The organism is Pseudoalteromonas sp. SCSIO 43210, from assembly GCF_054133285.1.
Genome location: NZ_CP087225.1, coordinates 1,827,778 through 1,842,153 on the forward strand (window position 1 = coordinate 1,827,778; position 14,376 = coordinate 1,842,153).

Sequence of the window (14,376 nt, forward strand, 5' to 3'; positions counted from 1 at the left end):
AATACAACACTAAAGTTAATTAATGTTGTATTTTTAACTTAATTGTTAATCAGTAAAGAGGTGGTTTGGCTGTTATTTCAATCTAGGGGCGATTTAATCGCGGCGTGAGGTTTGTAACCTAGTGGGCTTGGTAAGGGCTCCTGCGTTACCCTACTGGTAGCGCATGTTTGGCATTTATTCAACGTTATCGCCTATTTATGGGAAATAACCACACTACATAGGCTCTGCCTTGCCTAAATACCAAGCATACAGCTGAAATTTAACCTCGAAAGATAAACAGGTCCCAGACAAATTTTTTATCTAGTTGTTTCAAATAAAAATTTTAACGACGTATAGTGCAATTTAATTCGTTAAATTGCTCAAAGATTTATGCAGGTTGGTATAACTAGGAATTTTTGAATTCGCACTCTGTGAGCACTATATTTTTGTCACATTGGTAAAATACGGTTAAGTAAGTGTCTTTAGGCACTTGCGGTGAAAGTGCTTGGGTTATTTTAAATTGCAGTTGTTGTTCATTAAAGGCAATGAGCGTAGCCGCTTCAAAGCCAAAAAATTGTTTCACACTTGCGTACAAAGCTTTAAAAATACTTTCTTTTGCTGAGAAGATAATGGTTAACGGGTGTGATACCTGCTCTGCGAACAATCTAAACTGAGGATAGTCATTAGGGTGTAAAATTTGTTCTTGTAGCTCTCGCTCTTGTTTTGCGCTCATTAGCTGTTCGATATCAATACCAATGCCAGCGATATCTGTGCGCTGAGAGGCCATTGCCATTGCCATTGCAATCCCTTGAGTGTGGGTAATACTACCGATAACTTTATCAGGCCATATCGGCGCGCGATCATTGCCAGAAAGAATATCAAAAGAGAAAATACCGAGTGCGTTTAGTACTTTTTTCGCACAAAATCGGCCAGCCAAATACTCGGCCTTTCGTTTTGTGACTGCTTTTTGAAGTTGCAGCGGTGAAAAAATCTGATAACTCGAAAAGTCACTATCAATAAAGTGGTTACTATCAAATTTACAACAAAAAGTGCTGTGGCTAAGGTAGGGTGTAAACTGCGTATAAGGGGAAAGTTCCATATGCTATTTGCATTTTTCCTAAAATTAAGAGTAGCGCTTCAATGGTACGTTAAAAATATAATAAATAAAGTAAAGTTTATGACCTTTGTTGAGCTTAAGCTCATTGCGTAATGTACAATATGCATGATTAATTAACCTGAACTCTGGATAATAAATCTATATCGAGTAGCTATTGACGCGTAAATTCGCCTTGTTTTCACTGAGAATCTCTGGCTAGAGAAAATAAAGTTAAATATCACCATGATTCAATACGTAGTAAATCTCTTAACCAGAGTTCAGGTTACTTAGTTTTTGAGTGTTTAACGAGTTTGGCACAGAGCTTTGATCTCCTGAATAAGGGCAATGCTTGCTTCGTTATCGCTATGCACACATAAACTATCAGCATGTAAAGGTAATACCTTTCCCGATTGAGTTGTTACACAGCCTGTAGTTAACAGTTGTTTTACTTGCGCAATCAGTGCCGATTTATTATGCACGCTACCAGGAATATTTCGCGACACTAACAGTCCTGCATCGGTATATTGACGGTCCGCGAAGGCTTCTAAAATTAATGTTAATTGGTATGTTTTGGCAAGTTGCTGATGGCTATGTGCTTTAGCCGTTGCAAGTAGCATGAGCTTTAATGGGGTTGGGTAGATGGCAATGGCATGCATGACAGTGTTTAATATTGTTTCATCAGCCATCATGTCGTTATAAAGCGCACCATGTGGCTTTACGTAGCTAAGTGTTAATCCCTGCACTTTTGCCATACCTTCAACCGCTGCAATTTGATAATGTAGGCAGTTTATTAGCTCGCTTGCACTAAGATTCATTGAGCGCCTACCAAAACCTTGCAGATCTGGGTAGCTCGGGTGAGCGCCAATTTGTACGTTATATTGTTTTGCAAGAGTGAGCGTGCTTGCCATTACATCGGCATCGCCGGCATGAAAACCACAGGCAATGTTAGCCATATCAATATGTGGCATTACGCTGCTATCAAGGCCCATTTTCCATGCGCCAAAGCTTTCGCCTAAATCACAGTTAAGTTTCATATTAGTGCGCCTTTTGCTGCTTTATAGTGACAGGTAATACACCATTGGCGGGTGACTGCCCAAGTAGTACTTTTGCAAGCGCGGTAAAAGCAGGGCCAGATACAACATCGTTTTTATCGACATCAATATTATATGCGTAGGATGCAAGTACAGCTTGTGCGTAGTTGCCAAATTCAGCAATATCGTAAGGGGCTCTTAAGCTTATAAATACGGTATTTTTATTATTGGCTTTAGCAAAACTGAGTAATGATTTAAGTGCTTTTGGCTGCTGTGCATTATTGAGTGCAAAATTAGCGTCGTCTTTTAAATCATCCATGCCGCCAATTTCTACCGCACTTTGGTTTGGTGTCGCATTACCTGCAATTATTATATCGGCAGTGGTTATATCGATATGTGCTTGCTGCGGGTTAAAACCTTGCAGGCTGCTACAAGTATAGTTAAGCACTTGAGTGCTTATAGCTTCAATGGCTTGTTGCATTGCCATACACTTACGTGTGTCAGGCATAATAATATGAATATGCTGATCTGTTTTAAGGCTAAGCGGTAAAGTGTCTTTATTATTTTTAACTAGCGTTATAGCCTCCACAGCTAGTTGCGCTTCTATTTCACGATGTGCTGCACTGCCAATTGTTTGTTTTGCATTTATAAGTGCGCTGATAGGGTCCAAATGAGTGTTTAATCTAAACTTATTTTTAAGTGATATTATACGTTGCGCTGATTTAGCTATTTCTTGCTCATCAAGTTGCCCTGATTTAACCGCTGCGGCAAGTGATTTTATAAGTTCATCCAACGTTATTAAATCGTCTGGCGTTCTAATTTCAATTGGCATTAGTGCAATATCAACACCAGCTAAAAATGTATTAATTACCGCTTGAGTGGGTGTAAAGAAATGGCTAATACCAGCCATGTCAAGCGCATCAGTTATTACAACACCTTGGTAATTTAGTTCTCCTCGTAAAATGTCGGTTACTATTTTACGAGACATCGTTGCAGGTTTTATCATGGTTTTTCCATCAACGCTTACAAACGTTGTACTATCTAGCGCAGGATACTGAATATGCGCCGTCATGATCATACCGGGATTTTGCTTTGCAATAATGTATTTAAATGGTGCTAAATCTTGAGCGTAAATAACCTCTTTTTCATGACTTACCATAGGTAAACCAGTGTGACTATCGACGCTGGTATCGCCGTGCCCAGGATAGTGCTTTAACGACGTAATAACCCCATTGCTTTCAAATCCTGCAACTTGTTCAGCACCAAGCTTGGCAACTAAAACAGGGTCTTCTCCAAAAGAGCGTACGTTTATTACCGGATTATCTGGGTTCATATTTACATCGATAGTAGGCGCGTAGTTTACATTAATACCCAAAGAACTTAGCTCTTTAGCAATAACCGTTGCCGTTTTTGTAGCGAAGCTTGTTCCGTGCTTTTTATATGTTGCACCAATCGACATGTTGCCAGTAAATGAAGTAGCTAGATCACGCGGTAACCTAGCTACTCGTCCACCTTCTTGATCTATGGATATAAATAACGGTAGTTTACTACTCGATTTACTTGCTGCATTTTGCAGTTGAGCATTCAGTGTAATAGTTTGCTCTATTGATTGGATATTTTCAGAAAACAAGATAACCCCCCCAATGTTATGCTTTGCAATTATGTGTGCAAGCTTATCTGGTAATTGAGTTAATGGTGTTCTGCATTGTTTATTCGTACCTTGTTCGCAAAAATAGCGAAAATCAAGCATGAGCTTTTGACCAAGCTGTTGTTCAAGAGAAAGTACAGGTTGTGCGAACGAGGATTGTATTGGCATGAAGCACCCAGATAAAAAAACGATAGACGACACAATATACTTATTTAGCAAAACACACTCCAAAGCTAAATAAAATAGATAAGTGTGTGCAGCTTATCTACTTTTTAGTGCAACTGCAAAACATGGTTTTTCTTTACTAAAGCCATTAACGTATTGTAACGAATAGATAAAATTTATATCGTTAAATTTAATGAAAATCAGTACTTACATATATTTTTTCTGTCTTTGTAAACATTAGATTATAAGTTTTCAAGAGGGTATAATTGTAGGCTTTATATACAATAATAAGTGCAAGCTTTAACTGCCTTGTACTGTGGACGATATACATTTGCTGTACAAATTACTACCTGCACTTAATCTAAGGTTACTCATTCTGCTTTTAGCATTTTCTGCTTCGTTGAGCACTCTAGTAAGTAGTTTTTATTCTACTTATCAAGTGCAAAAAGAGCAGTTAATGAATTACACACTAAAAAGCAATTATGCTTATGCAAATAAGTTGGCTTCGGCAACCGATAATTTTTTAGAAGCTGCAATGCAGCAACTTACTTATTCAGCAAAAATAATAGAGCAAGAAATAAATAATGAAAAATTATTGAAAGAAGAAGTAACCAGATTAAATTTACAAACAAATAGTTTTAATTCTGTAGTGATAAACAAGAACGGTATTATTGCAGCGACGTCTCCTGTTTTACCGCAAATAATGGAGCAAACAATTTCTTCTCCAGGCGCAATACAAGCATTGAAAGAAAAGCGCCCGCTCATTAGTAAACCTTATATGTCAGCCGCAGGTAATTTGATAATTTTTATTTCCCATCCGTTATTTGACAATGCAGGGAATTATTTAGGCTATCTTGGTGGATCTCTTTATTTAAAAGAGCGCAGCATTTTGAATGATTTACTGGATCAACATTATTACGATGAAGGGACACATATATATGTGGTCGATTCTTATAAACGCATACTTTATCATCCGGATCATATTCGTATCGGCACCTATGTAAATAATAACGCAATTATAGATGATGTTATTAATGGAAAAGGAGGGATTGCGAATGTTAAAAGCAGCCAAAATGTTGAGATGCTAGCAGGCTACGCCCCAGTAAAAAAAGCACATTGGGGAGTTATTGCGCAACGTCCAGTTAAAAATACCTTAGCCTCACTTGATACATTGATTATAGAAGTTATCAAACGTACGTTACCAATGGCGGTTATTACTTTTATACTTATAGGCTTTTTTGCTCATTTTATTTCTAGGCCGCTTAAACAACTCGCAAACAAAGTAAATACACTTGATAACCCGGCTAGTTTTGAAAATTTTGAGAATATAAAAGCATGGTATTTTGAAAGCCAGAGGTTAAAGCTTGCCATGTTAAAAGGTGTGAGTATTTTACAAACTCAAATAGGCCAATTACGCCATGATGCACAAACAGACCCACTTACAGGGGCGCATAACCGCAGAAGTTTAAACGGATTACTTAATCAACTTATGCTTAAGCAAATTCCATTTGCAATATTGGAAATTGATATCGATTTTTTCAAGCGTGTAAATGATACCTTTGGCCACCATAAAGGTGATGAAGCACTAAAAACACTCACCGATATTATAAAAAAACTATCCAGAAAGGATGATGTTGTAGCGCGTATTGGTGGTGAAGAGTTTGTACTCATATTACCAAATGAAGACAGCGAAAGTGCTTTTAAAATAGCGGAACGACTACGAACAACCGTTGCCTCAACAAACATGGACATTATTGGATTTATTACTATTTCTATAGGTATTGCAACCTGGCCTGAGCACAGTAACGATATAGACCAAGTGTACAAATATGCGGATAAAGCACTTTATTACGCTAAAGATCACGGCCGAAACTGCTGTGTAATAGCTGATAAAAATTAACGACTTATAGAACCATCAGTATTTAAAATTGGGTTTCTATAGGTGAGTAATTTACGGATACTTCGACATTTTTTACATCAGAATAAGCACTCAATGATTTAGCAACGGCTTTTATATTATCGTCTTGAGTGACTAGTAACATATAGTTATGCGCAGTCGAGCGTATTAAATTAAAGTTGTTGGCTAAATCCTTTGGTACAAAATCAGATGCAAGCGTAAGAACAAGTGTTCCTGTAACGACCCCTTTTTGTTGCATCGTTTGGTTAAAAACAATATCCCCCTTTTTCAATACCTCTGAGTTAAAAATCAATTTATCGCCTGATGACATAATGCTATTTGCTTGCAGATGTATTTTTTGGCTAACATCTTCTACTGCCGTTTTATTTTTTATGCTGACCTGTGTTGGAGTTTGAGGCTCAGACTGTTGTACGGCTGCAGCAGCTGGCTCTTTGCTGTTATTACAGGCAGTCAAAGTGCCTGAAGCAGTTAATATTAATGCAATTATTAAATACGGCGGTTTCATATTTTTACCTTTTTATTATACAAGATAGAGTTTTTTAGCTTTTTTTTTACACGACTTATTGCTACTGTCATTTGGTATTACATTTAAAATACATTTAATAAACAAAAATTACAAAATATAAACAGGGTGTTTTATGTCTAATTTCAAACTAACCACAGTAGCAACAATTGTTGCAGCTACTTTATCCGCAGGACAACTAACCGCAGCTGAATCAGCGCAATACTTTGATGTAACTGCAAACTCTCAAACTCAAGCAATAACACCAGCGGCAATGCAGCAACGCGCACTAGCTGAGCGAACGACAGTATCTGGTCATCGTTCTATTTATGACAAACAATTGGGTAAAGCCACATTTTTATGGCAAGCGGTGGGGCAAAAGGCGCCAAATATGTCGCTTATTGAGCCTGCAAAACGAAACCAATATGCAGCGGATCTTTATTTAGAATCTCTAACTGGTATTAGCAGTCAGAAAAGCACAATATCATCAGCAGTAATGACTGATTTGCATGAGCAAAAGCGAGGCTCAATAGTCGCAAAGTATAAACAGCAGGTTCATGGTATTGATGTTTTTAATCGTGAATTCAACTTAATAATGGATAAAGAGTTTAACCTTGTGGCTGGCTCTGGTTATTTTGCGGATACGTCGTCAGCTGAAAAATCATTTGCGGCTCTGAGTGGCTTTGTAAATGCTGAGCAAAGCATTCAATCTGCACTTTTGGAATTGGCTGGTATTAATGCATCGCTTCGTAAGATTGGCGAAGAAGGTGGATATGCTAAATATCAGGCCACCTCAGGTGATGATTCTAAAATTATATTAGGTGAACCCCGCGCGAAGAAAGTATTTTTTGAAGTCGCAGGACAATTAGAGTCAGCATATTATGTTGAAGTCGAAGTTGCGGATAAAAATGCGCTTGAAAGCGACTATTATAGCTATGTAATTGGCACTCAAAATAACAAAGTTTATTTTAAGAAAGACTTGAAATCACATGCAGCCGACTTTAATTATCGCGTGTATGCTAATCAAGATGGCTACCCAATGGAAAGCCCTCATGGTGATGTAATTCCAGCTGATGGGCCTGATCAAGTTGATGAAACTGAAATTTTAGACGCGCCAATGGTTGCGTTATCTTATTACAGTAAATTAAGCACAATGGATCCATGGTTAGCTGATGATGCTACGACTACATCGGGCAACAATGTATTTGCTTATGCTGATGTTGTTGCGCCACAAGATTTTAGTGAAGGCGACTTTACAGCTGACACCACAGCCGATCTGACATTTGATTATCCGTACCAAGTAGATCAAGTTGCTAATAGTTACGCTAATCGAAAAGCCGCAATTGTTAATTTATTTTATATGAATAACTTTTTACATGATTTTTTCTACGATCACGGCTTTGATGAAACATCAAATGTTGCGCAGCTATCTAATTTTGAACGTGGAGGCATAGAAGGCGATCCAATTGAAGCACAAGCGCAGGATAATTCAGGACGTAACAATGCCAATATGTCGACACCTGCAGATGGTGCAAGCCCTCGTATGCAAATGTATTTATACAATAGTAAAGATGCACAAGTCGGTGTTGATTTTGGTATTACAGTTACTTCGCATGCGACTTTAGGTTTATTAGATTCAACACAAGAGTCAGGCTTTGGTCAATATCAATTTAGTGATATTAAAGGGGATGTTGTTCGCTTAGACGATGGTAATACAGCCGATTCAACAAGTATTAATGATGGGTGTGAGCCTGCTATAAATGCCGCAGATCTTGCAGGTAAAATAGCGTTAGTCGATCGCGGCTCATGTTCTTTCACAATTAAAGTAAAAAATGCACAAAATGCGGGCGCAATAGCAGCAATTGTTGTGAATAATGACCCAGACACAGATGAGCCAGCGCCAATGGGCGGTGAAGATGATGCAGTTACTATTCCAAATATGGGATTAAATTACGCTGATGGTCATGCTATGTATGACTTAATGGCTGCGGGCGATACTGTTTCTGTAGATATGTTTACTAAAGCAACATTAAAAGATGGTACGTTTGATAATGGTATTATTGCTCATGAGTGGGGACACTATATCAGTAACCGTTTAGTGGGTAACTCATCTGGTTTAATTAACTTCCAAGGTCGCGCAATGGGCGAGGGTTGGGGGGACTTCCATTCACTCATGTTTATTGCTAAAGCTGATGATATTAACATTACAGGCAATGATAAATTCCAAAAGGCATATGGTAGCGGTACATTTGTAGAGGACTTTTATTACGGTATTCGTCGCGTACCTTACTCAACTGATACCGAAGTAAATGCATTATCATTCCGCCATATTACAGAAAATGCAGGCGCTGATATTGGAATTACACCAACAAGCGTAGCTTCGCCACATGCCGCAGGCGAAATTTGGGCAACGATGTTATGGGAAAGTTATGTAGCATTAATTAACGAGCATGGTTTTGAGGAAGCTCAAAACCGCATGGCTGACTACCTTGTTGCTGGCTATAAATTAACGCCAGTAGCTCCGCTTTACACTGAAGCGCGTGATGCCATCTTAGCTGCTGCTTATGCTGTTGAACCTGCCGATTATAAATTAATTTTAGGAGCATTTGCTAAGCGTGGCATGGGATTAGGAGCTGAATCGCCAGAGCGTTTCAGTGATGATTTAACGGGGGTTGTTGAATCTGATAAATCTGAGCTTGCTACATTCGCGTTAAGCGACGTGATAGTTAATAACGCATATAACGGTGCTGAGCTTGGTTATTGTACTAACGATAATATTCTAGATAAAGGTGAAACAGGTTCTATTAGTGTAAGCATTGTTAACCGTGGTAGTGAAACCTTAACAGGGACTAAAGCGCAGTTAACGGTAATCAGCGATCATGATGTAACACTTGAAAATGATGGGTTAGTTACCTTTGCTGAAACAGCACCATTTGCAATATCAACAAGTGACGCTATCACTATTACTTTAAATGATGCAGGCACCGCTGAAACATTAGAAATAGCAGTAACCTTCCCTGAGCTTGAAACGGATGATGATATTGTTGAAGCACTAGAAGATTCAATTTCATTCACTGTAAATATAGATTTTGAAGATGAAGCACCTGTCAGTGCTACTGTTTCAGATGATATGGAAGTGTCGGCTGCCTCATTATTTGATTTAAACGAAAATGTAATGTTTGGTGGGGATGCTGCTATCGGTACGCAGAGCATGGATAACAGTGGCAATATAACCACTTTTGATGCTGCGGGCTTTGCCTTAGGCGCTCAGGCAATGTTTTTAAATAACAATAGCTTCCAAACTGATGTGGCGGTTGAGTCTAAATCGTTTGAAATAGGTTACTCAGGTGATTTTGAAATATCATTTTGGCACCTTTACCTCATTGAAGAGAATTGGGATGGTGGTGTTGTAGAAATTAGTGTTAATGATGGCGAGTGGACGGATGTAACGCAAGTGGGTGGGGAATTTAGTGTTGGTTATAACGGCCCACTAATTGAAAATACCTCTCAAGCACTCCAAGAGCGAAATACATTTACAGGACGTAATATTCAAGACGATGGGGCTTTTGGCAACTACGAAACAATTAATTTTGGCGATGCTTTAAATGGCAACCAAGCTAAAATTCGTTTCCGTATTTCATCTGATTCGGCTGTTGCTGATTTTGGTTGGTGGATTGATAATCTAACAATGTCTAACGTGTTATCGCCTGTATTCTCCAAAGTAGTCGCAGGAGACGCTGCAACATCATGTGATAACGCGATGCCATTGTTACTTGTTGAGAGTGATTCAGCAGAAATAACTGAATCTGGCACTGGCACTATTACAGCGACTGCCACAGATAGAAATGGTGATGCATTAACTTATGCTTGGACGCAAGTTAGTGGTACAGCGGCAACACTGTCGGGTATAGATACAGCAATATTGACTTTCACACCTGGCTCTATAAATGCAGATGAAGAACTTGTATTTGAGGTTGCGGTAAGTGATGGGACGACAACTGTAGCTCAGCAAAGTACAGTAATGGTAAAAAATGAAGCTGTTCCTGTAGTACCTGTAACCGAGAAGAAATCTAGCGGTGGTAGTGTTGGCTTTATTGCTTTATTACTTACCCCATTAGTGTGGTTTAACAGACGTCGTAAAAACGTTAGTAAATAAGTTTAAATAAACGTTATTTAAAAGCCCCTGAATTTATTCAGGGGCTTTTTTATTTGATTAATACCAATCTGCTTATATATGGGGACTATTTAACGTTAAGAAAATTACGCTAGAACTAGGCAAAAGTTTTTGTATCTATGTTCTAAATAAAAATTTTTAACGACGTTATAGTGCAATTTAATTCGTTAAATTGATCAAAGATTTATGTAGGTTGGTATAATATTTATTTTCTTAAGTTTTCTTTAAGTTTCGCTCGCTAAGTTACAAACATACACTTTATATGAGCGATGTTTATGCAATTAGCACACCTACCTTCATCACCCGTTTATATTGAAAATAACTCACGCTTTGTTAGTGCTCGCATTAATGATGAGCATAGAAGTGCGTTAGAAAACACAGTTAAAGAAGGGTTTTTAGTCGCTTATAACGCCACGCTTACCTCTTTTATGCCATTACTTTGCCAATACACGACAAACGAAGGGCAGTGCACATTGGGTTTAAGGCAAGCAACAGCACCTCTATTTATAGAGCAATACTTAGCACAGCCCATTGAGTATTTTTTACCTGAGCCTACACAGCGTAATAAAGTATTTGAGCTTGGCAATCTATGCTCTACACATCGCAAAGCAACGCTTGGGCATTTTATTGTTGTTAATGAAGCCCTGCAAAGTGTAGGAGCAAAACATTTAGTATTTTGCGCCACTAAAAAAGTACGTGCGCTGCTACGCTTATTAGGCGTTAATTGTACTGAAATTGCTGTGGCAAACAGTTTTGTTGTTGAGCATCCGCTGAGTTGGGGAAGTTACTACGCTAATCAGCCTACCGTATGCGTTGTGAGTTTAGATCAAGCTCACCAACAAGTATTAAATACCCCAATGCTTTTTAGTTTGATGCAGCAAAACCACTCAAATATCAATTCTTTGGTAAATGCGTTGGTGAATGTATGAATTACTATAATACCCATGCAATATCGCCATTAATTATTGCCCACAATAAAGAGCAAACACTTGAAATTAACGGTGGTGAGTTTAACCAGCAAATACAAAAAGTAGTAAAAATACTACATAGCTTTAACGGCAAATGTATCGCTTATAAGCTCGATAATACGCCAGCTTGGTTTGTTATTGATGCCGCTACTGCGGTTTCTAATAAAGTGGCTGTGCCAATAGCTCACTTTTTTAGTGAGCAACAAACTCAATATGTACTAGCGCAATGCGGCGCTAATATATTTATGAGCGACACACCAAACCCTTTACTCGGGGAGCCGACTGCATCAATTACTTTATTTGAGTGTTACACATTATATATTTACGAAATCGTTGTAGCTAACCCCGTCAGTTATTTTCCAGATACTCAAAAAGTAACGTTTACGTCAGGATCGACTGGGCAACCAAAGGGCGTGTGTTTATCTGCAAATAGCCAAATGCAGGTAGCTCAATCTCTGTGCGATAAAATTAATATTAAAAAGCCTGTTCATTTATGTTTATTGCCGCTTGCTGTATTGCTTGAAAATATAGCCGGTGTGTATGCCCCTTTAAAAAGTGGCGGTACAGTGCATTTAATGCCGTTAAATGAATTAGGCTTTGTTGGTACTGCATTAAAACAGCCCGCACAGTTTATAGCTGCGATTGATAAAGTTAAGCCAAATACGCTTATTTTAGTGCCTGAACTATTAGCATGCTTAGTTACTTTTGCAGAAGATGGGTGGCAACCGCCTAGTTCGTTACAGTTTATTGCAGTAGGTGGTGCGCTTGTCAGCGAAATGCTAATAGTAAAAGCGCGTAGCTTAAACTTACCGGTGTACCAAGGGTATGGTCTATCTGAAGCCGCATCGGTTGTCAGCTTAAACACGCCAACAAACGATAATCTTCACAGTGCAGGAACAGTGCTTCCACACCTTCAAACCAAAATTGAAGACGGCCAGCTGTTCATAAAAGGTGAGATATTTTTAGGTTATTTGAATCACCCACCGCATGATAAAAACCAGTGGTATGCAACCGGCGATCTAGTCGAGCAGCGTCAAAATACTTTATTTATAAAAGGCCGATTAAAAAATCTAATTATTACCAGCATGGGGCGCAACATCAGTGCCGAGTGGCCTGAATCACTATTACTCAGTCAAAGCGGTATTTTACAAGCGGTTGTGTTTGGTGAGGGGCGACCTTTTCTCAGTGCCATTATTTACGCCGATTCAAAGCTATGTAACCCCGAGTTAGCTCAATACATTAACGCAATTAATAAACAACTACCCGACTATGCTCGAATTCAAAAGTGGCATCGTTTAACTGCCCCATTAAGTGTGCAACAAGGATTATTAACCACAAATAATCGCCCAAAACGAGATGCCATAAGTAAGCAATACCATGCTGTATTTGATCAATTTTACCGACTTGGAGAAGTAATTAATGAGTGATTTTTTTAACACCCTTAAAGAGCAAACTAAACAAGAGCAAAACTACCTGCTTGCAGCGCCTATTATTCAGCGTGTTTTTAAAGGCGAAGCATCACTTGAAGAATACGCCTCGTTTTTAGCACAAGCGTATCACCATGTTAAGCACACCGTGCCATTAATGATGTCGGTTGGTGCGCGATTAACCGACGTTCAAGAATGGCTGCGCGAAGCGATCGCAGAATACATTGAAGAAGAAATTGGCCACCAAGAGTGGGTACTTAACGATATTGCAGCCTGCGGTTTTGATAAAGAAACCGTACGGTGTAGTCAGCCACAATTTGCCACTGAAATGATGGTGTCTTATGCGTACGACTCTATTGCTCGTAAAAACCCATTGAGCTTTTTTGGTATGGTACATGTGCTTGAAGGGACGTCCATTGCACTTGCAGATGGTGCCGCTTCAAATATTGCAAACGCTGTGGGCTTACATCAAAAAGCATTTAGTTATTTAACGTCCCATGGTGCGCTTGATATAGAGCACGTAAAGTTTTTTGAAAACCTAATGAATCAAATAACAGACGAGGCAGATCAACAAGCCATACTCCATGGGGCAAAGCGCTTTTATCGTTTATATGGCGATATATTTCGTGGTTTGGATGATGAGCCTTTTTTTAAAGCCAATATACAAGGCAAGCAGGCATGAGTAGCTCTTTGTGTTTATTAACTGGCGCTACCGGTGGAATAGGACAAGCAATTGCTAAAGCCCTATATGCAAAAGGGTGGAAGTTACTCCTTGTTGGGCGAAATGCTCAAGCTCTTGAAAAACTCAGTGCTACATGCCCAGACAGTGAAATATTTATTGGCGATTTAACCGACGATACAACACGCATTCATTTAGCTGTAAAAGCAAAGCAATTAGGCGGCGTTAAATTGCTAATTAACAATGCCGGTGTTAATGCAATGCAAAGTCTTGAGCACACAAGCTCTGAGCAAATAGACAATATGCTAAGTACCAATTTGTCGGTGCCTATTAAATTATGTCAGCTATTTTTGGGGCAGTTGCAGTATACCAAAGGCACCATTGTTAACGTGGGATCATCGTTTGGCAGTATCGGATATCCGTATCAAACGCTTTATTGCGCGAGTAAATTTGGTTTACGTGGTTTTACAGAGGCGCTTTCGCGCGAACTAAACGGTTCGGGTGTTAAAGTCGCTTACCTAGCGCCAAGAGCCACTGACACCACCATTAATAACAGCAAAATCCGTGCGCTGAATAAAGAGCTCGGTAATAAAATGGACTCGCCAGAATTAGTTGCCAGAGAGTTGCTTGCGCTTCTTGATTCTAATCAGACACGGCGTTTTATCGGCTTTCCTGAAAAATTATTTGTACGCATTAATGGCGCTTTCCCACGTATTGTAGATAACGCCATTGCAAAACAACTACCTAAAATAAAACGTTTTTTAAGTTAAAAATAGATGAACAACGAGG

General features: G+C 38.9%; 10 protein-coding genes. 6 read left to right on the top strand and 4 right to left on the bottom strand.

All coding sequences use genetic code 11. From position 1 onward, the window contains the following. Positions 1–385: 385 nt before the first annotated feature. The 3 genes from LOS73_RS07860 to LOS73_RS07870 form a co-directional block, all read right to left on the bottom strand. The gene (locus LOS73_RS07860) at positions 386–1,078 is read right to left on the bottom strand and encodes a 4'-phosphopantetheinyl transferase family protein (protein WP_149606720.1); all 693 of its coding nucleotides are present in this window, start codon (positions 1,076–1,078) and stop codon (positions 386–388) included. 299 nt (positions 1,079–1,377) lie between these two features. Then, positions 1,378–2,109, bottom strand: a complete 732-nt coding sequence (locus LOS73_RS07865) for a 5-oxoprolinase subunit PxpA (RefSeq protein WP_007376657.1) — start codon at positions 2,107–2,109, stop codon at positions 1,378–1,380. Between the two features lies 1 nt (position 2,110). Continuing rightward, positions 2,111–3,922: a glycoside hydrolase family 3 protein gene (locus LOS73_RS07870; protein WP_033028654.1), complete on the bottom strand. Its 1,812-nt coding sequence runs from the start codon at positions 3,920–3,922 to the stop codon at positions 2,111–2,113. A gap of 454 nt (positions 3,923–4,376) precedes the next feature. Between LOS73_RS07870 and LOS73_RS07875 the strand changes: the two genes are divergently transcribed. Continuing rightward, complete coding sequence (locus LOS73_RS07875; RefSeq protein ID WP_081824537.1) at positions 4,377–5,819, top strand: sensor domain-containing diguanylate cyclase; 1,443 nt, start codon at positions 4,377–4,379, stop codon at positions 5,817–5,819. A 22-nt stretch (positions 5,820–5,841) separates the two neighbouring features. On the opposite strand, the gene LOS73_RS07880 is transcribed toward LOS73_RS07875, so the two are convergent. Then, positions 5,842–6,342 (bottom strand): hypothetical protein, encoded by a 501-nt coding sequence (locus LOS73_RS07880; RefSeq protein WP_007376654.1) that lies wholly within the window; start codon positions 6,340–6,342, stop codon positions 5,842–5,844. A gap of 133 nt (positions 6,343–6,475) precedes the next feature. Here LOS73_RS07880 and LOS73_RS07885 point away from each other — a divergent pair, with 133 nt between their 5' ends. The 5 genes from LOS73_RS07885 (at position 6,476) to LOS73_RS07905 (ending at position 14,357) form a co-directional block, all read left to right on the top strand. Then, positions 6,476–10,495: a rhombosortase-dependent M36 family metallopeptidase gene (locus LOS73_RS07885; protein WP_457934789.1), complete on the top strand. Its 4,020-nt coding sequence runs from the start codon at positions 6,476–6,478 to the stop codon at positions 10,493–10,495. A 293-nt stretch (positions 10,496–10,788) separates the two neighbouring features. Continuing rightward, complete coding sequence (locus LOS73_RS07890; protein WP_033028656.1) at positions 10,789–11,442, top strand: thermostable hemolysin; 654 nt, start codon at positions 10,789–10,791, stop codon at positions 11,440–11,442. Then, positions 11,439–12,908: an AMP-binding protein gene (locus LOS73_RS07895; protein WP_457934790.1), complete on the top strand. Its 1,470-nt coding sequence runs from the start codon at positions 11,439–11,441 to the stop codon at positions 12,906–12,908. The genes LOS73_RS07890 and LOS73_RS07895 overlap by 4 nt, the downstream gene beginning before the upstream one ends. Beyond that, positions 12,901–13,590, top strand: a complete 690-nt coding sequence (locus LOS73_RS07900; RefSeq protein WP_457934791.1) for a TenA family transcriptional regulator — start codon at positions 12,901–12,903, stop codon at positions 13,588–13,590. The genes LOS73_RS07895 and LOS73_RS07900 overlap by 8 nt, the downstream gene beginning before the upstream one ends. Beyond that, positions 13,587–14,357, top strand: a complete 771-nt coding sequence (locus LOS73_RS07905) for an SDR family oxidoreductase (protein WP_007376649.1) — start codon at positions 13,587–13,589, stop codon at positions 14,355–14,357. The genes LOS73_RS07900 and LOS73_RS07905 overlap by 4 nt, the downstream gene beginning before the upstream one ends. Positions 14,358–14,376 lie beyond the last annotated feature (19 nt).

Bases quoted from the DNA above. Each gene is read 5' to 3' on its own strand.
- LOS73_RS07860 (WP_149606720.1), bottom strand. From the start codon at position 1,078: ATGGAACTTTCCCCTTATACGCAGTTTACACCCTACCTTAGCCACAGC.
- LOS73_RS07865 (WP_007376657.1), bottom strand. From the start codon at position 2,109: ATGAAACTTAACTGTGATTTAGGCGAAAGCTTTGGCGCATGGAAAATG.
- LOS73_RS07870 (WP_033028654.1), bottom strand. From the start codon at position 3,922: ATGCCAATACAATCCTCGTTCGCACAACCTGTACTTTCTCTTGAACAA.
- LOS73_RS07875 (WP_081824537.1), top strand. From the start codon at position 4,377: ATGAATTACACACTAAAAAGCAATTATGCTTATGCAAATAAGTTGGCT.
- LOS73_RS07880 (WP_007376654.1), bottom strand. From the start codon at position 6,342: ATGAAACCGCCGTATTTAATAATTGCATTAATATTAACTGCTTCAGGC.
- LOS73_RS07885 (WP_457934789.1), top strand. From the start codon at position 6,476: ATGTCTAATTTCAAACTAACCACAGTAGCAACAATTGTTGCAGCTACT.
- LOS73_RS07890 (WP_033028656.1), top strand. From the start codon at position 10,789: ATGCAATTAGCACACCTACCTTCATCACCCGTTTATATTGAAAATAAC.
- LOS73_RS07895 (WP_457934790.1), top strand. From the start codon at position 11,439: ATGAATTACTATAATACCCATGCAATATCGCCATTAATTATTGCCCAC.
- LOS73_RS07900 (WP_457934791.1), top strand. From the start codon at position 12,901: ATGAGTGATTTTTTTAACACCCTTAAAGAGCAAACTAAACAAGAGCAA.
- LOS73_RS07905 (WP_007376649.1), top strand. From the start codon at position 13,587: ATGAGTAGCTCTTTGTGTTTATTAACTGGCGCTACCGGTGGAATAGGA.